At 67.6% G+C, this 22,290-nt stretch carries 15 protein-coding genes; 5 read left to right on the top strand and 10 right to left on the bottom strand.

The features are described 5' to 3' along the window. Nucleotides 1-322: 322 nt before the first annotated feature. Both QLQ15_RS12045 and QLQ15_RS12040 read left to right on the top strand, forming a co-directional pair. On the top strand, nt 323-3,532 hold the full coding sequence (locus QLQ15_RS12045; protein WP_283213008.1) for an efflux RND transporter permease subunit: 3,210 nt from the start codon (nt 323-325) through the stop codon (nt 3,530-3,532). After that, complete coding sequence (locus QLQ15_RS12040; RefSeq protein WP_283213007.1) at nt 3,529-4,659, top strand: efflux RND transporter periplasmic adaptor subunit; 1,131 nt, start codon at nt 3,529-3,531, stop codon at nt 4,657-4,659. The genes QLQ15_RS12045 and QLQ15_RS12040 overlap by 4 nt, the downstream gene beginning before the upstream one ends. 76 nt (nt 4,660-4,735) lie before the next feature. Here the strand turns inward: QLQ15_RS12040 and QLQ15_RS12035 are convergent, their stop codons facing one another. The 10 genes from QLQ15_RS12035 to QLQ15_RS11990 form a co-directional block, all read right to left on the bottom strand. After that, nucleotides 4,736-5,407, bottom strand: a complete 672-nt coding sequence (locus QLQ15_RS12035; RefSeq protein ID WP_283213006.1) for a MarC family protein — start codon at nt 5,405-5,407, stop codon at nt 4,736-4,738. Nucleotides 5,408-5,520: 113 nt separating this feature from the next. Beyond that, nucleotides 5,521-8,649 carry a discoidin domain-containing protein gene (locus QLQ15_RS12030; protein WP_283214012.1) on the bottom strand — a complete coding sequence of 1,043 codons (3,129 nt, stop codon included), beginning with the start codon at nt 8,647-8,649 and terminating at the stop codon, nt 5,521-5,523. 38 nt (nt 8,650-8,687) lie between these two features. Next, entirely contained in the window at nt 8,688-9,509 is an 822-nt protein-coding gene (locus tag QLQ15_RS12025) for a carbohydrate ABC transporter permease (RefSeq protein WP_283213005.1), read from the bottom strand. Beyond that, a complete protein-coding gene (locus QLQ15_RS12020; RefSeq protein ID WP_283213004.1) occupies nt 9,506-10,387 on the bottom strand; it encodes a carbohydrate ABC transporter permease in 882 nt (293 codons plus the stop codon). The genes QLQ15_RS12025 and QLQ15_RS12020 overlap by 4 nt, the downstream gene beginning before the upstream one ends. After that, on the bottom strand, nt 10,384-11,679 hold the full coding sequence (locus QLQ15_RS12015) for a sugar ABC transporter substrate-binding protein (protein WP_432277809.1): 1,296 nt from the start codon (nt 11,677-11,679) through the stop codon (nt 10,384-10,386). Before QLQ15_RS12015 ends, QLQ15_RS12020 begins: the two co-directional genes overlap by 4 nt. A gap of 39 nt (nt 11,680-11,718) precedes the next feature. Next, nucleotides 11,719-13,365: a glucoamylase family protein gene (locus tag QLQ15_RS12010; RefSeq protein ID WP_432277808.1), complete on the bottom strand. Its 1,647-nt coding sequence runs from the start codon at nt 13,363-13,365 to the stop codon at nt 11,719-11,721. 80 nt (nt 13,366-13,445) lie between these two features. Beyond that, nucleotides 13,446-16,418, bottom strand: coding sequence for a TonB-dependent receptor (locus QLQ15_RS12005; RefSeq protein ID WP_283213003.1), 2,973 nt, complete (start codon nt 16,416-16,418; stop codon nt 13,446-13,448). 89 nt (nt 16,419-16,507) lie between these two features. After that, nucleotides 16,508-17,533, bottom strand: coding sequence for a LacI family DNA-binding transcriptional regulator (locus tag QLQ15_RS12000; RefSeq protein WP_432277807.1), 1,026 nt, complete (start codon nt 17,531-17,533; stop codon nt 16,508-16,510). Between the two features lie 171 nt (nt 17,534-17,704). Further along, entirely contained in the window at nt 17,705-18,007 is a 303-nt protein-coding gene (locus tag QLQ15_RS11995; RefSeq protein WP_432277806.1) for a BolA family protein, read from the bottom strand. Further along, on the bottom strand, nt 18,004-18,303 hold the full coding sequence (locus QLQ15_RS11990; protein ID WP_283214009.1) for a YciI family protein: 300 nt from the start codon (nt 18,301-18,303) through the stop codon (nt 18,004-18,006). Before QLQ15_RS11990 ends, QLQ15_RS11995 begins: the two co-directional genes overlap by 4 nt. Nucleotides 18,304-18,660: 357 nt before the next feature. On the opposite strand from QLQ15_RS11990, the gene QLQ15_RS11985 reads away from it, so the two are divergent. The 3 genes from QLQ15_RS11985 (at nt 18,661) to QLQ15_RS11975 (ending at nt 22,254) form a co-directional block, all read left to right on the top strand. Continuing rightward, the gene (locus QLQ15_RS11985) at nt 18,661-19,575 is read left to right on the top strand and encodes a segregation and condensation protein A (RefSeq protein WP_283213001.1); all 915 of its coding nucleotides are present in this window, start codon (nt 18,661-18,663) and stop codon (nt 19,573-19,575) included. A 71-nt stretch (nt 19,576-19,646) separates the two neighbouring features. After that, nucleotides 19,647-20,570: an SMC-Scp complex subunit ScpB gene (scpB, locus tag QLQ15_RS11980; RefSeq protein ID WP_283213000.1), complete on the top strand. Its 924-nt coding sequence runs from the start codon at nt 19,647-19,649 to the stop codon at nt 20,568-20,570. Next, complete coding sequence (locus QLQ15_RS11975) at nt 20,563-22,254, top strand: pseudouridine synthase (RefSeq protein ID WP_283212999.1); 1,692 nt, start codon at nt 20,563-20,565, stop codon at nt 22,252-22,254. The genes scpB and QLQ15_RS11975 overlap by 8 nt, the downstream gene beginning before the upstream one ends. Nucleotides 22,255-22,290: the final 36 nt, after the last annotated feature.

The following is a 22,290-nucleotide window of genomic DNA, read 5'->3' as shown; positions in this document are numbered from 1 at the left end:
CCGAAGGGCCAATTCGCCCAATGCGGCACAGCCGCTGTGGTGTTCGCGCAAGGTCATGGAAGCGCTGGGATTCATTGGCTTTCCGGGACGGCCTGGGGACGCTTCGATTATGGCCGCTGTGCCGAAGGTCATGTTGCCGATCCGGTCGAATTGCAGGATCGGGCAATAATCCAGCAGCAATGGACTATCACCCTGAAGGCCTTCGGGCCTAACGTGATCGACATGTTCCGGCACCGCGCCCGGACGGGTGTCGGGCCGGTCGCGAAGCCGGCCACGACGCACGCGAAATGTCCCCGCCACCGCCCCCCAGTGGACGCACACGATGTGGATTGTCCAGTACGCCCTGAGCCGCCGATACACCATCGGCGTGCTCGCCATCCTGATCCTGCTGTTCGGTACGCTGGCGGCCCGCCGCATGCCGACGGACATCCTGCCTGAGGTCGGGATTCCCTCGATCAACCTGGTGTGGACCTACAACGGACTGCCGGCGGCGGACATGGCCGCCAAGCTGACCTCGTTCTCCGAGGCGGCCATCCTCAACACCGTGGACGACCTCAAGGAAGTGCGGTCGGACACGATCAACGGCGCCAGCATCGTCCGCATCGATTTCCAGCCCAACGTGAGCCTGGACCGCGCGCTCGGGCAGATCACCTCCGTCTCGCAGACCATCCTGCGGCGCATGCCGCCGGGCACGTCGCCGCCGCTGGTGATCCGCAACAACGTGTCCAGCACACCGGTGCTCATGCTGGTGCTGTCGTCCGACTCGCTGACCGAGGCGCAGCTGTACGACTACGCGCGACTGCAGCTGCGTTCGCAGATCCAGACCATCCCCGGCATCCGCATGTCGTTGCCCTACGGCGGCGCGGCGCGACAGATCATGGTCGACCTCAATCCCGCCGCGCTGCAGACCTACGGCCTGACGCCGGCGGACGTCACCGGTGCGCTGGAGCGTGGCAGCCCCACCCTGCCCTCCGGTGCGATCCGCGAGAACGCGCGCGAGATGCAGATCTCGCTCGACACCAGCCCCGCAACGGCGGCGGACTTCCTCGAGATCCCCGTCGCCTCGCGCAACGGCACGCTGGTGTACGTGCGCGACGTCGCTTCCGTGCGCGATGGCGGCGCGCTGCAGACCAACGTGGCGCGCATGGACGGTTCCAGCGCGGTTGCGGTGGCGCTGATCAAGCTGGGTAATGCCTCGGCCGTGGAACTGGTGCACTCGGTGCGTCAGCGCCTGCCGGAAATCGAAGCCTCGGCACCGCCGGGTACGCGCATCCAGCCGATCTTCGACCAGTCGGTCTTCGTCGACAACGCGATCGGTTCGATCCGCCATGAGGCCATCCTCGTCGGCCTGCTGGTGGCGCTGGTGGTGCTGGTGTTCATTGGCTCGTGGCGCTCCAGCCTGATCGTGCTGTCGGCCATTCCGCTGGCGCTGCTGGCCTCCGTCGCCATGCTCAGCCTGCTGGGCTACACCTTCAACGTGATGACGCTGGGCGGACTGGCGTTGGCCATCGGCATCCTGGTGGACAACGCGGTGGTGGACGTGGAGAACACCAACCGCAACATCGCCATGGGCAAGGACGTGCGCACCGCGATCCTGGACAGCGCGAAGGAAGTGGTGTTCCCGGAGATGGTCTCGACCATCTCCATCTGCATCGTGCTCACGCCCATCCTGCTGATGACGGGCCTGTCGGCGTGGGTGTTCACGCCGCTGGCGCTGGCGGTGATCTTCGCGATGCTGGCCTCGTTCCTGCTCTCGCGCACGCTGATCCCGGTGCTGTGCTATCTGCTGTTGCCGGCCGACATCACCAGCCGCGAGAACCCGCGCTGGGCGCCGGAGAAGCTGCTGCTCAAGGTGAGCCAGACGGTCGAACACCGTCTGGACGCACTGCGCGACAAGCATCATGCGCTGCTGGTGAAGCTGGGGCACCACGGCGGCGTGCTGGCCATCAGCGCGCTGCTGGTGATCGCGCTGGGCGGTGTGTCGGCGGCGATGCTGGGCCGCGAGTACTTCCCGCAGGTGGACGCCGGCCAGCTTCGCTTTCAGGTGCGCTTCCCGTCGGGCACGCGCCTGGAGGAAACCGCCGCGCGCGTGACGCAGATCCAGCAGGAGATCCGCCGCATCGTCCCGCCGGAAGAGTTGCAGACGGTCTACGAACAGATCGGCGTGCCCGATGCGGTGAACCTCTCGCTGGTGGACAGCGCCGTTGTGGGCTCGTTCGAAGCGGAGATCATGCTGCAGTTGAAGACGCCGCACGGACCCAGCCATGAATACCTCACGCGCATCCGCCACGCGATCGCGGAGAAATTCCCCGACGTGAAGATGTTCGAGCGCCCGCCGGATGCCACCAGCCGCACGCTGGCCGGCTCCGCGGCGGCGGCGTTCGAAGTGCGCATCATCGGTCGCGACTCCGCCGGTAACCTCGCCCTCGCGCGCGAGATCGAGCAACGCCTGGGCCAGGTCCCGGGTGCGGTGGACGTCGCACTGCGGCAGGTGCTGGACCTGCCCGAGTACCAGGTGCACATCGACCGCACGCGCGCCGCACAGCTGGGGCTGGATGCGCAGCAGGCCGCACGCGCGGTGCTGGCGGTGCTGGGTTCGTCCGGCACGGTCTCGCCGGTGTACTGGACCGACACCGTCAACGCGCTCGCGTATACGGTGCAGGTGCAGGCGCCGCCGCCGAACATGACCAACATCGACGAGCTGCTCAACGCACCGCTGCGCATCGGCAGCAACGGCGAAGCCGTGCTCCTGCGCAACATCGCCACGGTCACCCCGCGGCGCGTGCCGGCCAGCCTGGCGCGCACCACGCTCGCGCCGACCATCAGCGTGCTGGCGAACGTGGACGGCACCGATCTGGGCTCGGTCTACAACCGGCTGACGAAGATCACCAGGGAGCTGGAAGGCAAGCTCAAGCCGGGCAACCGCATCGAGATCGTCGGCCAGGCCGGTGAGATGCAGAGCGCCTACAGCGAACTGGCCGCGGGCCTGCTGATGTCGGCCACGCTGGTGTTCCTGGTGCTGGTGGTGAACTTCCAGTCGTGGATCCAGCCACTGGTGGCGATGTCCGGCCTGCCCGTCGCCATCGCCGGCGCGGCCATCGGCCTGTTCGTCACCGGTACGCCGCTGAGCGTGCCGGCGCTGATGGGCGTGATGATGGTGATCGGCGTTTCCACCGCCAACAGCGTGCTGGTGACCAGCTTCGCGCGCGGGCTGGTCGCGCAGGGCCACGACCCCGAGCTGGCCGCGTACGAATCCGCCGCGGTGCGCCTGCGTCCGGTGCTGATGACGGCCAGCGCGATGGTGCTGGGCATCATTCCGATGGCCATCGGCCTGGGCGAAGGCGGCGAACAGAACGCACCGCTCGGCCGCGCCGTCATCGGCGGCCTGCTGTTCGGCACGCCCGCCACGCTGATCCTCGTTCCCTCCATCCTCGCGGTGCTGGGCCGGCGCATGCCGGCCGCGGTCCGCCATGCTGCCCATCCCGACGATGCCCCCGACGCTGCCGGCGTCGAAGCAGGAGCCACGCCATGACCACGTCCCTTCCCCACTTCGCGCGTGTCGGCGCTTCCAGCGCTGTCGCCATCGCGATTGCCGTGGCGCTGGCCGCCTGCGGGCGCAGCGCGGCCGAAACCACGCCGGCGCAGACGATTCCGGAAGTGCTCACCGTGCAGGCCCGGGCCGCCGATCCCGTCTTCGACCTGCGCCTGCCCGCGCGCGCACTGGCCGGTGAATCGGCGCAGTTGTTCCCGCGTGCCACGGGCTTCGTGAGCGAACGCCGCGCAGACCTGGGCGACAAGGTCACCGCGGGCCAGGTGCTGGCGGTGATCTCCGCGCCTGAATCCGACCAGGCCGTGCGCGAAGCCACTGCGGTGCTCGCCCAGGCCAGGGCCGACGAGGAACTGGCGAAGGTCAACTACGACCGTGCGCAGGTGCTGATCGGCTCGGGCGCGATCTCGAAGGAGCTCTTCAGCGACCGCAAGGCCAACTACGACGTCGCCGTCGCCGCACACGGCGCGGCCGAGGCGCGCCTGGCCGCGGCGCGCGAACGGCAGGGCTTCCAGACCGTGCGTGCACCGTTCTCGGGCGTGATCGTGGCGCGCAATGTCGAACGCGGCGACCGCGTGGTCGGCGATGCCGCCAGCGCCGAGCCGATGTTCGAAGTCAACGCGCTGGATCCATTGCGGGTCGTCGTCGACGTGCCGCAGAACGTCGCGCTGCAGATCCGTCCGGGCGTGGAAGGCGAAGTGAGTTTCCCCGAACTGCCCGGCCAGGCGTTCAAGGCCCAGGTCGTGCGCAGCGCGCAGGCGATCTCGCGCGAGGCCGGCGTGATGCGCACCGAGCTGCGCCTGCCCAATCCCGACGGCCACATCCCCGCCGGCATGGTCGGCACCGTCAGCCTGCGCCTGCCGCGCGCCGCGCCCGCCGTGGTCCTGCCCGTGTCGAGCGTGGTGCAGCGCGCCACCGGCGCGCAGGTGGCAACGTTGAAGGGCAGCACGCTGGAGTTCCGCGACGTCACCCTCGGGCGCAACCTGGGTAACGAGATCGAAGTGACCTCGGGCATCGCGGCAAGCGAGCCCGTTGTTCTGGCACCCAACGCACTGCTCAGCACGGGCAGCCAGGTGAAGGCGCGCGCGATGCCGGCGGCGGAGAAGAAGTAACCCAGCGATTTCGCGGGGTCGCGGCCTGAGAACCGCGCGACTCCGCCTCGTCAGGGGACGACGGCATCCGCTCGCCTCAAGGGCCGACCACGTTCACCTTGAATCCCAGTCCAAGGTCCGCCAGCGAGGTCACCATCAGCTGCATTGCCAGCCCCACCTGCAGGATGCCCAGCACCGCACCGAGGATCTGCAGCGGCAGCATGCCGATCCCACGCATCAACGGGCGCACGAACAGCATCGCCAGCAGGTTCAGCGCCATCACGCCGATCGCCATGCCCAGCACCGACAGCGAGCGCCCAAGGTCGGCGCTCAGCGCCATCAGCACGATCACGGTGGCCACGCCGTACGGGGTCACCGTGATGGGAAACACCAGCTGCATCAGTTGCGGTTCGACCGGGGTATCGGCGGTGGGGCCGGGTGGCTCGTACTGCGCGAGCACCATCTGCAAGGCGACCAGCAGGAACACCAGGCCCGCGGCAAGTTGCATCACCGGCGGATCGATCTTCCAGTTGCGCAGCAGCACGCTGCCCAGCAGGCCAGCGACGAGGATCGCAACGACCGCCAGCGCGAACACCTTCCACGCCATCCTCCGCGCCTGTACCGGCGGCAGCATCCGCGTCTGCATGAAATACGGCCCGATCAGCTTGAGCGGGCCGAGCATGATGAAGAAGAACAGGAACACGCCGGACTGCGACATGCGATACGCATGCGGGGGCGCCGCGGCCTGCAACAGGGCCAGCATCTCCATACCCGACCTCCCTCGACCACGACGACCCACGCGTCGCGGATAGCGCACGCAGGCATGTAAACCGCCGCGCTACTGCGCACCCGAGGTCGTGAAATCGGGGTGAACCGGTCGCCTCACTGGTGAGCCAGCCGGACTTCCACCTTCGCCGGTGCGCGCGTCAGGCGCAGCTCGCCGTTCTTCCATTGCGCGGGCAGACCGTCCACCGTCGTGGGGCCCGGCGGGTCCGCGTACGGCCACGACACCACCACCCCGCCCGGCGGCACCTCCACGCCCCTGGCGAGTTCGAGCGTCACCTGGCCATCGGCTTCGCGCAGCGTGTACCCCAACGGTCCGAGCGGCGTGCGCAGGTTCGCGACATGGACGCCCTCGCCTGCGAGCCAGTCGGCCGGAATGCCGGCGGCGATCACCAGCGCGTCGTCCACGTCGCGCGTGTAGGCGAACATGTCCAGCGCCGAACGCACATAGTCCGAAGCCACCCACGCATGCGGCAGGTCGCCGACGAAGAACGGCGTGCGCGGCGTGCGCGAGACCACCTCGGCCCACTGGTTCCAGCCGCGCGGTTGCTGGTCGGCGAAGAAGAACGCCAGCGCCTCGTGCGCGCGATCGCGCCAGCCCAGGCGCACGAAGCTGCCGATGGTGCGCAGTTCGTAGGGGGTGTAGTCCTTCCACTCGCGCGTGCCGTCTCGCCTCGCGACGAACTCGCGCCAGTAGCGTTCGAAGGTGTTGTCCAGCAGGTCCTGCGGCAAGCGCCCCTGCTCGCCGCCCGGGGCCAGTGCGATGGTGGTGGAGGTGGCATCGAAATCGCCCAGCTCCGCGGCGCCCGGCAGGAAGTCGATGCCGTGCTGCTGCGTGGCCGACCGCAACGAGGCGTACAGGTCGTCGCGAAACTGGTCGCGCGACGCCGCGAAGCGCCTGGCGTCGTCGTCGCGACCCAGCCACTGCGCGATCTCCACCGCATCCTTGCACCCGCGCAACGCCCAGAAGTTGTCCCAGTACGAATGCATCGGCTTGGCCGAGTACCCTTCGTGACTGATCGAGGCCGGCATCATTCCGAAGAACGCTGGGTTGCGCGCGCGGTTCTCCGGCGTGCGCTCGCTCAGGCGCAATTTCTCCATGTAGTCGAAGGCGCCGGTCACGTGCGGCCACATCGCTTCCAGCAATTCGCGGTCGCGCGTGTAGCGGTAGACCTCGGCGATGGTGAAGATGAGCTCGCCGTGGCTGTCGTTCTCCGGGACAGGATCGCTGCCCCGGTCGTCCACGCAGCACGGCACCTTTCCGTTGTCGAACTGGTACGGCGCATACCAGCGCAGGAATTCCGAGGCGACGTCATCGCGCCCCATGCGCAGCAGGCCTTCGCCGATCATCGCGCCGTCGCGGATCCACGCGCGCGAGTACGAGCGCGTGCCCGGTTGCAGACGCGGCCCGATGCGGCTGATGAGCATGTGCGCCAGCGCGGTGCGCAGCGTGTCGACCACGTGCTGACCCTGCGGCGGCACGCGGATCTGCACGCGATCGAGTTTGTCGCGCCACTGCCCGGCCACCTCGTCCTGCGCGTGTTGCAGGTTCGACGTCGCCACAGGCGAGGCCGTTCCGATCAGCGGACTGGACCAACCCACCTCACGGGACTCGCCGGGCGCCAGGTCCGCGACGAACATCATCGCGCCGGACGCCAGACCCGTCACGTCATGTTCGACTTCATCCGGGTGCGAGCCGAAAGACCGCGGAAAACCCGACCAGTCCGCACGCCGCAGGCGCGAGACCACGTCGCCTTCGTCGAAGCGGCTCGCGAAGGACTTCGCCGGCAGCTGAGTGGTGCGCGCGACGGGCTTTCCGCCGATCTCGACAATGCCCTCCCGCAACCGCGTCGAATGGATCGCACTGACGCCACCGACGGTATTGAGGAACTGCGTGGGCGGGTTCACCTGCAGCGGTCGCACGGCCAGCGCCAGGACGTAGCGACGAGGTCGGTCGGTCGTGTTGCGAAGCACATAGCGTGCGTGCAGCGAAGCATCGTCGGATGTGCCTTTCGCAAACGCGGTCACGTCCAGCGTGAAGCGCGGATGCTGCCAGTGCACCGAGGGAATCGGCAGGTAGCCGTCCTGCAGCGATTGCGTGGCCTTCACATCGGCCCAACCAATCAGCTCGCCCTCGCTGACCACGAACGGCTCGATGCTCGCCCCGCCCTTGCGCAGTTCGATCGCACCATCCTCGCCGATCAGCCCCTGCTCGGTGCCGCCGTCGATGCCGAGGATGGTCCAGTACGGCTGCTCGCCGCTGAATCCACGCGGATACGTCCCTCGCGGCGCGTCCTTGGCGATGGAGCGGACGAAGTCGTTGGGTGTTGTCGCGAATGCCAGCGGTTGGACTTCGAACCGTGCCAGCCCGACCTGCGAGCCTGCTGCCTTCGTGACGGTCAGGCGCAGATGACGGGCTTCGGATTCGGGCAAGGCGATGTAGTCGGTATCGCCGTCTGCGCCCGTCACTTCGCGCACGGTGCGCCACACGCGCGCCTCGTCGGACAGCTCGATCCGGTAGTCAGTGGCGTGCTGGCCCGGCAGCCAATGCAGCACCAGACCACCGAGCTCGCGTGGCTTGCCCAGGTCGAGTTCGAACATCGGCGGATGCGCCGCGTCGAACGGCATGTGCCAGGCCGTTTCCGTACTGCCGTCGACGGCAGCCCTGGCGTCGCCCGCGCTTGCCGTGGCCTGGCCGGTCAGAGGTGAGTCGTCCGGAGGCGGCAGTGGCTGGAAGCTGAGTTCGTCGAAGCACACCGTGCCCTTGCCGCCGACGCTGTTGTAGATCGTGAACTCGATCCTGCGGCTGTGGCGCAACGTGGGGTCGGGTGCCGGGCCCCAGGCACGGCTGATGTGGCGGGCCTTGTAGGTGACCGCCGTCCATTCCTTCGGGAAATCGAAGCGCGGCTTGTTCACCCACCAGACGTTGTCGCCACTGTCGTCGACCAGCTTGAACTGCAGGTCGTTGGGCGGCGAATCGCCGCGCAACCGGAAAGAGAACGCATAGTTGCCGGGATAGTCGATGGGCAGCTCGCGCTGCAGGCCCGCGTAGCCGGACACGCCGTTGAAGTCGTAGTCCAGGCACACCGCATTGCCCGTCGCGCCCTTCACCGTTCGCAGCGTGCCGCTGACCTGGTCGGAGGTGACGACCTGCCACGGCGTCGAGGTCTCGAATGCATCGATCACCCGGGGCTCGTCCGTCACCTGCGCACATCCGGCCAGCGCCATCGCCAACCACACGCACCCCGCACCGCCTCCGCGCACACTCACCCTTTCACGCTCCCGACCAGCAGGCCCTGCAGATAGTGACGCTGCAGCACCAGGAACAGCAGCAGCACCGGCAGCACGGTCACCACCGAGCCGGCCATCATCAGCTCGTTGTCCTGCACGTGCTCGCGCGACAGCGATGCCAGCGCCACGGGCAAGGTGAAACGACTGCTGTCGCTGAGCACGATCAGCGGCCACATGAAATCGTTCCATGCGCCCAGGAAGACGAAGATCGCCAGTGTCACCAGCACCGGCCTGAGCACGGGCAACACGATCTGGAAGAAGATGCGCGTCTCGCTGGCGCCGTCGATGCGCGCGGCCTCCAGCAACTCATCGGGAATCGAACGCGCGTACTGGCGCACCAGGAATATGCCGAACACGCTGGCCATCAACGGCACGATGGCGCCGGCATAGCTGTTGACCAGGCCCATCTGCTTGAGCATCAGGAACAACGGCATCATCGTGACCTGCGCGGGGATCACCAGCGCGGCCAGCAGGATACGGAAGATGCGTTCGCGCCCTGCGAACTGCAGTTTCGCGAAGGCATATCCGGCCATGGTGTTCAGCAGCAGCGCGATCAGCGTGCTCAGGCTGGCGATGAGGAAACTGTTGAGCAGGTAACGCCCCATGCCGGCACGCGCGAACAGCTCGTGGTAGTTGTCGAGCGTTGGCGCCGACGGCAGCAACGGCGGCGGAAAGTGGCTGGCCTCGCCCGCCTGCATGAACGACACCGACAGCATCCACAGCAGCGGTGCGATGCTGATCACCGCAAGCGCGATCAGCAGGCCGTTGACGATGGCCTTGGCCAGGCGCGGATTCATTCCGCCCCCCGCCTGCGCGCGAACCACATCAGAGCGCTGGTCGTCGCGATCATCAGCACGAACAGCAGGAAGGCGACCGCCGACGCGTTGCCAAGGTTCCACCACATGAAGCCCTGTTCATACATCAGGTACAGCACGCTGACAGTGCTCTGCATGGGACCGCCGCGCGTCATCACGTACGGTTCGGCGAACAGCTGGAAGTAGCCCGACAGCGTGATGATGCTGACCAGGAACAGCACGGGCCCGAGCATCGGCAGCGTGACGTGGCGGAACTGGCGGACCGCAGACGCGCCGTCGATGCGCGCGGCTTCGTAGAGGTCTTCCGGGATCGACTGAAGGCCGGCCAGGAAGATGATCATGTTGTAGCCGAAGTTCTTCCACACCGCGAAGAGGATGATCGTCGGCATCGCCCAGGTCGGATCGCCGAGCCAGTCGATCGGATCGATGCCCACCCACGACAGCCCCCAGTTCACCAGGCCGTAGCGCGTGTGGAACAGGTAGCGCCAGATCACCGCCACCGCGACCACCGTGGTGACCACCGGCGCGAAATAGGCCGTGCGGAAGAACGGCTTGAACGAACCCAGCCGTGAATGCAGCAGCAGCGCGGCACCGAGCGACACCGCGATCGACAACGGAACGCCTACCAGCACGAAGTACAGCGTGTTGCCCAGCGCCGTCCAGAACAGGCGGTCCTGGAGCAGGCCGAGGTAGTTGTCGAACCCGACGAAGCGCAGGTTGTTCAGGTCGGCCAGGGCGTAGATGTCGAAGTCGGTCAGGCTGAGTGCGAACGCGGCCAGCACGGGCAGGCCGAAGAACAGCGCGATCACCGTCAGCGCGGGCGCGGCGAAGATCCAGCCGGCGGTGGACGCACGGATCATGGCGCGGCCCCGGCGGCATGGTCGAGCATCCAGCGCCGCTTCTCGAGGATGGCGTCGGTGCGTCGGTCCAGTTCGGCGGCGGCACCGTCCACGTCGTAGCGTCCGCCAATCATCTCCTCACCGACGATGCGCATTTCCTGCGCGATGCGCTCCCACTCGGGCACCTTCGGCGCAGCGCGGGCCCGTTCGAGCTGGTCGCGGAACGCGCGCGCGTACGGATCGCGCGTGAGCGCCGGGCTGGTCCACGCACTGCGCCGTGGCGGCAGGTCCCCGGTGAGGCCATGGAACTGCGTCTGCACCTGCGGCTCGGACAGATACGCAACCAGCTTCCATGCCGCGTCCTTGCGCCGCGAGGACTGGAAGATGACGAAACTGGTGCCACCCGCGATGGACGCGCCGGGGCCGTTCGGGCCGGGCAACGGCGTGGTCATCCAGGCGTTGGCCACGTTCGGCGGCAGGCGCTTGCGGAACTCGGCGATGTTCCAGGGGCCACTGATGTAGAAGCTGAAGTAGCCGCGACCGAACTCGTCCCAGACGTTGGAGATCTGGTTGTTGCTGACCGGTGGCGCCCAGCCGCGTTCGAACATTTCCTTGTAGAACGACAGCGCGCGCCGGAACCCCGCGCTGCGGAAGTTGCCACGGCGTCCGTCGTCGCGAAGCAGTGGATCGGGCTGCTGGATCGCCAGGTTCAACAGCGGCTCGAACTCGTTGAGTGGCAGCAGGATGGCGTAACGCTGCGGGCCGACGTGCTGCTTGATCGCGGCCATCGCCGTGCGCCACTCGTCCCAGTCGCGGGGCGGCCGCGCGATGCCGGCCTCGCGCAGCAGATCGGTGCGATAGAACGGCAGGCGCGTCTCGACGTACCAGGGCACCGCATACACGTGCTTGCCCAGCTCGCCCGATTCCCAGGCGCCGTGGAAATAGTCGGCCGGATCGACGCCGGGCGTTGCCGCGAGGTGGGCATCCAGCGGCGTCAGCGCGCCGAGCAGCGCGAATTCGGGAATCCATGTGTTGCCCAGCGCGCATACGTCAGGCAACGCATTGCCGGCGAAGGCGGTGAGCAGCTTCTCGTGCGCCGCGGTCCACGGCAGCTGCTGCACATCAACGCGGATGTCGGGATGACGGCGTTCGAATTCGGGAATCAGCCGGCGTACGACTTCTCCTTCCGAGCCCATCGCCCAGAAGCGTACGACCTGGCGCGTATCGTCCTGGCGACCACAGGCCGCCAGCAGCATCGCCACCAGCAGCGCCGCCGCGAAGCCTGCCCATCGCCATGCCGGGGTCCGCCGCATCACTCCACCGTCGTCTCGCGCGTGCCGGCCACCCTACCCTCACTTCGTCTTGGATTGCGAATCTGGCGACGGCGAAGGCTTGGGCGACTGCGATGCGCGGATCGCGCGCGATTCGGCCTCGCCCAGCGAGCGTGCACTGGCAGCGTCCTTCTCATCCTGCGTCTGCGGCTTGGGCTGGGTGGGCGCGGTCTCGCCCTCCTTCACCGGTTCCAGCCAGCCGCCGCTGAAGCCGGCCTTCGACAGGCCGTCGCGGATGTACTTGTTCCGCTTCATCACGTTCCAGACGAACTCGTTCCGGTAGTTGCTGATCATCGCCAGGATGGGGCCCTGATCGATGCCGATGTAATCGCTGGCGACCCAACCCGAGCCGGGCACCAGGCGACCGGTCTTGAGTGGAATGTCGAAGCTGAAGCTGGGATTGAACGAATCCAGGAAACCGTAGCTGGAATACAGGAATTCGCCGTAGCGCTCGTGCAGGGCCACGGTGCTGGGGATGACGATTTCCGGCGCGAACGGCAGCGAAGCGATCGCCGCGGTCGGCGCGATGGTGCCGTCGTCGAAGGTGTCGCGCAGGCCGGCGCCGCGCGCGGAATAGTGGCGGAACTGGCGCTGTTCGCCGCGGTATTCCTGCAGCGTCTGCTGCGGACCGTCGCTGGCGGTGAGGCCCCACACCTCCGGACCGTATTCCTCCCACTTCATCGGGTTGGCGATCGCGTAGGCGCGTTGTGCGTAGGCGGCGCGGCGGCTGTTCTCGAAGTAATCGATGCCGCGCTCGCGCATGTAGTTGTCCTGGATGCCGCGGAAGTCGATCCAGACGTGGCTGTACTGGTGGCCGAACATCGGGCCGAACGCGAGGTATTCCTCGCCCTGGTAGACGCCCCAGGAATCGTTGTACGTGCGCGTCCACACTTCCCATGCTTCCGGGCCGACCGGATGCGTCGGCGAGGCCAGCGCCAGCACGTAGAGCATCATGGCTTCGTTGTAGCCGGTCCAGTCGTGCTGGATGATGCCGCTCTCCGGGAACCAGCCCATCGAGATCAGCGGCTTGTTGCGTTGCAGCCAGGTCCAGTCGACGCGCTTGTAGAGTTCGTCGGCGATGTCGCGGATCTGCTTCTCGCGCGGGTCGTCGCGATCGTAGTAGCTCTGGGCGAACAGCACGCCCATCATGAGCAGCGCCGTATCCACGCTGGAGAGCTCGACCCAGCTCTGGTAGCGCGTTCCGGTGTCCATGTGCAGGAAGTGGTAGTAGAAGCCCTTGTAGGCCCCCTTTCCTTCCGCTTCCGCCCCCGTGGGAATGTCGCGGAAGAACTTGAGCGTGGTGAGCGTGCGATCCACCGCCTGGCGACGCGACACCCAGCCGTTCTCGATGCCGATGGGATACGCCGTCAGCGAGAACCCCACCGAAGCGATGCTGGCGAAGGGCCGCGAGGGATAGCGGTCCGGCGTGAGGCCGTTCACTTCGTTGGTCGTGTCCCAGAAGAACTGGAACGTCCGCTTCTCGATGTCGCGGAACAACGGCGGCAATTCGAGCTTGGTCGGCTTCAACGCCTCCACCTCCACCGGCGGCGCCGATGAGATCGGATAGGTCGTCGAGGCCGGCTCGTTCTGCTGGCTGCAACCAACAGCGAACACGAGCACCGCCATCAGCGATGCAGCCCCCCCACTGCGTCGGAACGAATCGAACATCACCACGCCATTGATCGTCGAGTGAACACACACCGCGAAACCGCCGGCCGCCACGACGAGTGGGCGACCGGCGGTCCGGGTCAGAAGTTGAAGCCCATGGACAGCTTGAAGGTACGGGTCGGGTACGCGTTCTGGGCCGTCGGCTCGCCGAAGTTAGGGTTCGCGGGCGAGCCGAAGTTCCCCGGGAAATCGTTGTAACCGTCGAAGTTGTTCCAGTCGAACACATTGAGGATGTCGCCGCGTACCCACATCCGGAAACCGGCGCCGGTGTCGAACTCCTTCTGCATCGCCAGATCGACCTGCCTGAAGCCGTACGTGCCGTCTGGTTTGTACTGGTCGATGAAGCAGTTGTTCGCCTTGTCGACATTGAAGCAGTTGACGTAGTAGCGCGGGATCTTCGAGGACACCGAAAGCTTGCCGGAGAACGTCATTCCCCACGGACCGTCGTAGAGGCCCGTCACCACCAGTCGATGGTCGGGCACTTCGGCGTCGTTCCAGCCGTACTGGCCCAGCGTCGGGAAATCCAGCGCAAACACTTCCGGCGATTCGCGCATCTCACGCGCGTGCTGGAAGGTGTACGCGAAGGTGACGCCCCAGCCCGACTCGACCGTGTACGGCTTCTCCGCCTTCAGGTACAGCGAGCTGGTGCGCGTCTTCAGGCCGTTGACGCCGAGAATCAGGTTGCTGAACCCCGCCAGCCCCTGGTTGAACGGCGAACCCCATTGGAAGCCCGGCGCGAAGAAGCTGCCATCCGGGCGGCGGTTACCCAGCAGCCAGGCGAAACCGTCATGGCTTTCGACGTAGGAGAGGGTGGCGTCGGTCTGCCATTGCCCCACGGTGTTACGCATGCCCAGGCTGAACTGGTCCGAGTACGGAACCTTGAGGTCGTTGCTCAGCAGGAACACCTCGCGACCCTCGCCATTCGGTGCCGCAAGGGAGGCCAGCGTCGCCGGATCGAAGAACGCCGGGTTGAAGTCGATGCACGGCTGCGATGCGATCGGGCACGTACCGTCGGCGCGGCGGAAGTAGACATTCGTCGCCGGGAACGTGGCCTTGGTGATCTCCAGCTGCAGCCAGTCGAACAGATTGCGGTCGTAGGCGCGTCCCGCGCCGCCGTAGATCACGTGGCGCTGGTCGGCGTTGAGGTCGTACGAGAAGCCCACGCGCGGCTGCCAGCCGTCCTTGAACGAATCGCGGTTGTTGCCCGTGCTGATGAACTTGTCGATATCCACGCCGGAATTGGGCGCGTTGATCGCGGTGGATGCGCGCAGCGCGGCGACGGCGTCGGCGGGCGTGACGAAGTCGGTGTAGCTGGGGCTTTCCTCGTAGTCGTAACGCAGGCCGAGGTTCACGATCAGCTTGTCGTTGACCTCCCAGTCGTCCTGGAAGTAGATGCCGTACTGCTTGTTGCTCGACTTGGCGCTGCCGTCGCCGACACCCGGCAACGCCGAGCCGAAGCGCACGTGGATCGGCTGGGTCAGGCTGCCGTTGACGTCATAGGTGAACTGCGGGTTGTACGGCTGGCGCTCGATCGCGTTGACGTCGACGTCCTTGAACTTCACGCCCATCTTCATGGTGTGACCTTGCAGGCCGGTGAAGGTCAGGTCGTCCTGGAAGCCCCACCCTTTCTGGCCCTTGTCCTGGAAGTCGGAGCCGGCGCCGCTGCGCACGATCAGGCGGTCGTTGACGTTGGTGCCGTTGAAGTTGATCAGGTTGTAGCCCAGCCCGTCGGTCGCGGGGCTGGGATTGAAGCTCGCGTCCTCGTAGGTGAGGTGCGCGTCGTTGAGCCAGGGGCCGTTCGTGTACTGGTAGCGCAGGTCGACGCGGGTTTCTTCGTTGAGCTTGTCCGTACCGTAGCTCGGCAACGTGGTGCCGCCGATGTTGGTGAGCTCGCTCTCGTCGCGGTACTTCGTGGTGAATTCGAAGTAGTGGTCCTCGCCGATCAGCCAATCGATCTTGGCGAAGTACAGATCCTCCTTGAACGGCGCCACGAACAGGCCGGTACCCGCCTCTTCCTGCAGGTCCGGCGGCAACTGGTCGATCTGGAAACCTTCACCGAGCGCGAGCGAACGCGGCCTGTCGAACTCCTTGGCCTCGTATGCAACGAAGAAATGCGCCACGTCGCGCAGGATCGGACCTCCGAAGGTCGCGCCGTACTGCGTCTCGCCGGTTTCCGACTTCGTGTCCAGGCGCTCCTCGAACAGCGTGCGGGTGCGCCAGTCCTTCATGGTGCGGTCCCAGAAGAAGCTCCCTTCGAAGTCGTTGGTGCCCGAGCGCGTGGTCGCGACGATGGCGGCGCTATTGAGCTGGTCGTATTCGGCCTTGTAGTTCTGCGTAATGACCTTGTACTCGCCGATCGCCGACTGCGGGAACGGGTTGCCGCTGGTCGAATCCTGGCCGCTGATGCCGCCGCGCAGCACGTAGTCCTTCTGGCCCACGCCGTCGATGTAGACGTTGATGCCATTGGGCGCGCCCGCACCGGAGCGGATGCGGGTCGAACCTTCGCTGCCGCGCTGGAAGTCCACGCCAGGTGCGAGGTCGGCGAACGACAGGAAGTTGCGCGATCCCTGCGGCAGCATGTCGATCTGCTTGCTGGTCACGTAGGTCGCGATCTCGGAGGTCTTCACCTCGGGCAGCGCCTCACCGGTGACGGTGACCGTTTCGACGGTGGTCGCGCCTTCGACGGGGCCGGTCTCGGTGACGCCGCCGGCAGCCAGGTTGAGCGTTGCCGTCTGGCCGACCTGCAGGGTCACCGTCTTGGTGGTGGTCTGGCCGTTGGCGACGGCGTCGATGCGGTACGTGCCCGGCGGCAGGCCACCGAGGTTGTACGTGCCGTTGATGGCCTGCACGCGACGCGTCAGACCCGTCGCGGTATTGGTGGCGGTCACCTGTGCCTCGGTCGCGGGGGCGGAATCGACCGTGATCTGACCGCGGATCGTGGCGGAAGTGCTCTGGGCCATGGCAACGGGGGCGGCCATGGCAAGACAGCTGGCGAGCGCGCAGGCGAGCAACCTGGGCGCGGGGCGTCGGGGGAACTTCAACTGCGAATTCATATGCTTCCTCTCTCCAAAAGCATGCGAAATGTGTGGAACCGTTTACAGCGGGCGGCCACAACGCACCGTGATCGCCGGGCGTACCGGCGTCACGAATGCGGCGTGCCGGGGGGCGTGTGCGCGGTGCCGCTGGACTCGCGAACGATCAGCTGCGTGGCCAGGACAGAGGTATCGCCGGCCGCTTCTCCGGCGACCTGAGCGATCAGCTGGCGCGCCGCGCGCGCGCCGAGTTCTGCGATGTTGACGCGGATGGTGGTCAGCGCCGGATGGACGTAACGCGCCAGCGGGATGTCGTCGAAACCGGCGAGCGCGATGTCGCCGGGCACCTTGACGCCCGCCTGGGCGAAGGCGAACAGACAGCCCAGGGCCATCATGTCGTTGGCGGCGAAGACCGCGTCCGGCCGCGGCGATGCGGCCAGCAGTTCGTGGCCGGCACGATGGCCGGACGCCTCGTCGAAGTCGCCCGGCAGCACCCACTCGCGCGCGTCCGGCAGCAGGCGGCGCAGCGCGTCGCGGTAACCGCGCAGGCGCTCGTGCGCGTCGAAGTTGTCTTCGGGCCCGGCGATGAACGCGATGCGGCGGTGTCCGCTGGCGACCAGGTGTTCGACCATCGCCACGGCACCGCCATGGTTGTCCACGCCCAGCACCGCGGTGCCGTCCAGCCCGGCCTGGCTGTTGATCAGCACGGCCGGCAGCGAGGGCTCGAGGTGTTCGCTCAGCAGGGTCGGCGCGGCCACGAAGGGCGACATCACCAGCAGGCCATCGACGCGCCCACGCATGGCGCGCAGGGCCGCACCCTGCTCCTGCGGGTTGCCGTGGTAGCTCGACACCAGGAGGTGCAAATGCTGCGAACGCGCGACCTGGTCGATGCCGCGCATGAGTTCGGAGAAGAATTCGCCGTGCAGGTCCGGCAGGACCACGCCGAGCGTCTGGGTGCGCCGGCTGCTCAGGCTGCGCGCGGCGGCGTGAGGGGTGTAGCGCAGTTCCTGCGCGGCCGCGAAGACGCGGTTGCGGACCTCTTCGGCCACGTTGCCGTGCCCGTTGAGCGCCCGGGATACGGTGGCCACCGACACCTGGGCCACGCGTGCGACGTCTTTGATGGTCACGCTTGCCACGCTTGCAGCACCCTCGGCAGCCGATGCGCGCGGACTGTAAACGTTTACAGGGCCAGATGTAAAGCAGACGTTATCTCACCTCGAACGCGCAGCCAACTCGCGTGAACCTCCGCGAACACGCCCCGCGATTGCTGCGTCGCGACACGCTACACGACGCTGGCTGCACACCGCTCAGCCCGCGCGGGCGACCTCGTCGGGCGTCCGCGCACGGATCGCCAGGGCGTGGATGTCGGTGGTCATCAGCTCCCCCATGGCGGCGTAGACGGCGCGGTGCCGGGCGATCGGGCTCATGGCCTCGAACGCCCTGCTGACGATGTCCACCCGGAAGTGCCCCCGCCCATCGGCGGCGCCGGCGTGGCCGGCATGGCGGTGGCTCTCGTCCTCGACGTCCACCGAGTCCGGCGCCAGCGCGGCCACCAGCGCGGCGCGGATCGCCTCCACCCGCTGCTCGCGCGGCAGCGGTCCCGTCGTCACGGCAGCACCTTGCGGAACGGCCGGACCTCCACGCGCTCGTAGACGCCCGCGGCCACGTACGGATCGGCCTGGGCCCACGCGCGCGCCGCGTCCAGCGATTCGAACTCGGCAATCACCACGCTGCCGCTGAAACCGGCCGGACCCGGGTCTTCCGAATCGATCGCCGGGCACGGACCGGCCAGCAGGAGCCGGCCCTCGTCGCGCAGCGCCGTCAGCCGGGCCAGGTGCTCCGGCCTCGCCTGCAGGCGGCGGGGCAGCACGTCATTGCCGTCATAGCCTTCGATCACGTACCACATGCGGCCAACCATTCCTTCGGAGCTCTCGATAACGTGAATTGTAGACGGGGCGCGGCTGGACACGGCCCGGACGAGGCCGTACCCTAGCTTTCACGCCCAAGGCCGGCTGCAGCGGCCCGTCGCGACCGGCTCCCCACACCGTCGCCACGCACGCACCCTTCTGGTGCGCCGCTGCCCCCGACGGTCAACGCGCCCGCAACCCTACGTCGTTCGCCGCCACACCCCCGTGTGACGCGCAGGCCGTAGCCGTTCGGGCCCAGCACGACCTTCAAGCAGTCCGTTGCATCCCGTGCCCCCAAGGGCCGCCCGCATCGAAGCGATACAGCAGTGCCCACGGCCCGGAGGGGCCGGCTCCGAATGACCGAAGAACGCGCAGCCGACGCGAGCGATCCGCAATCCGTGGCCGCCCCGGCCTCCACCTCGCCTCAGCAGCAGGAAATGCCGCTGGCGGTGGTGCATGGCCAGCCGGTGCTGCAGATTCCGCAGGACCTGTACATCCCGCCGGACGCGCTGGAGGTCATCCTCGAGGCGTTCGAAGGACCGCTCGACCTGCTGCTGTACCTGATCCGCCGGCAGAATCTGGACATCCTCGACATCCCGGTGGCGGACATCACCCGCCAGTACGTCGAGTACATCCAGGCCATGCACGAGATGCGTTTCGAGCTGGCCGCCGACTACCTGGTCATGGCCGCGATGCTGGCCGAGATCAAGTCGCGCATGTTGCTGCCGCGTGCGGTCAACGAGGAAGGCGAGGAAGAGGATCCGCGTGCGGAACTCGTCCGCCGCCTGCAGGAGTACGAGCGCTTCAAGAAGGCGGCGGAGGACATCGACTCCCTGCCCCGCCAGGACCGCGACACCGCGCCGGTGCAGGCATTCGTGCCCGACCGCGCATCGGTCCGCCTGCCCCCGCCGGTGGACCTGAAGGAAATGCTGATGGCGCTGCACGACGTGCTCAAGCGCGCCGAGCTGTTCACCCAGCACGCGATCAAGCGCGACGCCCTCAGTGTCCGCCAGCGCATGGGCGAGCTGCTGGAACGGTTGAAGGACGGCTCCTTCCACCGTTTCGAATCCTTGTTCACCGCCGAGGAAGGCAAGCTGGGCGTGGTGGTGACGTTCCTGGGCATGCTCACGCTGGCCAAGGAGCAACTGCTGGAGATCGTGCAGGAAGGACCCCTGCAGCCGATCTACGTCAAGTCGCTGGCGCTGCTCAAGGACGCGGAAGACATCGAGCTGAGCAACGAGTTCGACGAGCCGGCAGCGAACGATGACTGAGCGGCCCGCGCGGCCGGAATCATTGGGGCGCCCGCATCGTCGGGCATGAGCTACACGAGATCTGCCAATCCATGGATCAACAGCTAGTCACACGCATCGTTGAAGCGACCCTGCTCGCGGCCAACCAGCCGCTGACCCTGGCGCAACTGCACGCGCTGTTCCCCGAGGACCAGCCCGCGCCGCCGGACAGCGTCGAACAGGCGCTGGAAGCGCTGCGCGAAGCCTGCGCCGACCGTGGCGTGGAACTGGTCGAGGTGTCCTCCGGGTTCCGCTACCAGGTCAAGGCCGACGTGCACCCCTGGGTCGCGCGTCTGTGGACGGAACGCCAGACCAAGTACACGCGCGCCACGCTGGAAACACTGGCCCTGATCGCCTATCGCCAGCCGATCACGCGCGGCGAGATCGAGCAGGTCCGCGGCGTCGCGGTCAGCAGCAACATCATCAAGGCGCTGGAAGAACGCGAGTGGATCCGCGTCGTCGGGCACCGCGACGTCCCCGGCAAGCCGGCTCTGTTCGGCACCACGCGCGGCTTCCTCGACTACTTCGGCCTCAAGCGCCTGGACGAGCTGCCGCCGCTGTCGGAGCTGAAGGACATCGGCGAACTGGAGCCGCAGCTGCAGTTCGACAACGCACCGATCGCCGCCGGCGGCATCGCCGACGGTGCCGGTGAAGCGTCCGGAAACGACGACGCGCAGGACATCGCAGGCGACGAAGGCGATGCAGCCCCCGTCGAGGCTGCGGCGCACATCGCCGGCGACGATGGCGATGCCGACGAGGCCAACGCCGAAGCGAATACCGAATCCGCCGAAGACGAGGTCGCCGACCTCGACATCGACGAGAACGAATACGCCCCCGAGGGCGACCCCGAAGCCGCGCCGGGAGAGCGCGCGGCGGACGAGAACGATCACGAGCAAGACAACGCCGTCGAGACGACGACCGTTCCCATCGATGACGAGGCCGAACTGGTTTCGTCGGAGCAACACAAAAATGACTGAAGAAAAGAGCCGCAAGCTCACCCTCAAGCGCGCCGCCACTCCGGAAACCACCGATGCACCGCGCCTGGAAGAACGCCTGCACAAAGTGTTGGCACAGGCCGGACTGGGCTCGCGCCGTGCGCTGGAACAGCGCATCGCCGACGGCCTGGTGAAGGTCAACGGCGAGACCGCGCAGGTCGGCATGAGCGTCAAGAGCGGCGACAAGATCGAGCTCGACGGACGCCAGTTCGTCGCCAGCGCGCTGACCGATCCCTCGCGCGTGCTGATGTACAACAAGCCCGAAGGCGAAGTGACCACGCGCGAAGATCCCGAAGGCCGTCCGACGGTGTTCGAAGCGTTGCCGGCCCTCAAGGGCGCGCGCTGGATCGCGATCGGCCGCCTCGACATCAACACGACCGGCCTGCTGCTGCTCACCACCGACGGTGAGCTGGCCAATGCGCTGATGCACCCGTCCTTCGAAGTCGAGCGCGAGTACGTCTGCCGCGTGCGCGCGCCGGAAGGCCAGGACGTGGTGCCGGACAACATCGTCGACCGCCTCGCCCGCGGTGTCTCGCTGGAAGACGGCCCGGCCAAGTTCGACGAGATCGAACGCATCGGCGGCACCGACTCGCACGACTGGTTCCGCGTGGTCGTGAAGGAAGGCCGCAACCGCGAAGTGCGCCGCCTGTGGGAATCGCAGGGCTGCCAGGTGAGCCGCCTCAAGCGCATCCGTTACGGCGAGGTCGCGCTTCCGCGCGAGCTGCTGCGCGGCCAGTCGCGCGAACTGGCGACCGAGGCCGTCGAAGGCCTGCGCGGCAAGCTGGGCCTGGAGGACGGCGCTCCGTCCGCGCTCACGCTGCAGCCGGTGATCGGCCAGCGCAAGGCCGCCAAGTCGACCATCGACCTCACCGGCAAGAGCCGTTCGCACGGTTACGTCGGCGGCCACAACACGGCCGATGAAGGCCGCGAGCTGCGCCGCTTCGATCACGTGCGCGAAGACCGCGGCGGCCGCGGTCGCGGCGGCCCGCGCAAGCACGGCGGCCTGACGGTCAGCGGCGAAGCCGCGGCCAAGGCCGGCAACCGGCCGTTCAAGCAGCGCAAGGAAAAGGGGCCCAAGCCTCTGCCCGAAGGCAATCCGGCCGCCTTCCGCACGTGGTACGTGCCCGAAGGCGTCGAGACGGGACCGAGCGGTCACCGCAATCCCGATGGTGCCCGTGGTCCGCGCAAGCCGGGCGGCGGCGGACGTGGTGGTCCGGGCGGTGGTCGTCCGGGCGCCGGCGGCCCGCGTCGCGAAGGCGGCTTCGGCGGCGAGAACCGTGGTGGCGGTTTCGGCGGTGAAAACCGCGGCGGCTTCGGCGGTGAGAACCGCGGTGGCGGCTTTGGCGAGCAGCGTCGTGGTGGCGGTGGTGGCGGTGGCCAAGGTCAGCGCAGCCCGCGTCCCTATGGACACCCCGGCGGCGCGCCGAGCTTCCCGTCCGACCACGCCAACCCCGGCAGCTTCAACCCGTACGGCGACAAGCCGCGCAGCCCGCGTCCAGGTGGCAACCGCCCCGCTGGCGGCCCGCGTCCCGGCGGCAATCGCCCGGGTGGCGATCGCCCCGGCGGAAACCGTCCGGGTGGCAACCGCCCCGGCGGCGGCCCGCGTCCGGGCGGCCCGCGCGGCGGTGGGCGTCCCGGCGGCGGTCGCGGTCCGCGCGGCGCGTAAACGCATTGCCAGTGGAATGACGAAGGGCGCTCCGGC

Origin of the sequence: Lysobacter stagni (assembly GCF_030053425.1) — a bacterium.
GTDB lineage: Bacteria > Pseudomonadota > Gammaproteobacteria > Xanthomonadales > Xanthomonadaceae > Lysobacter_J > Lysobacter_J stagni.
Note: the sequence above shows the minus strand (reverse complement) of the source record. Positions and strands in the feature narration are given on the sequence as shown.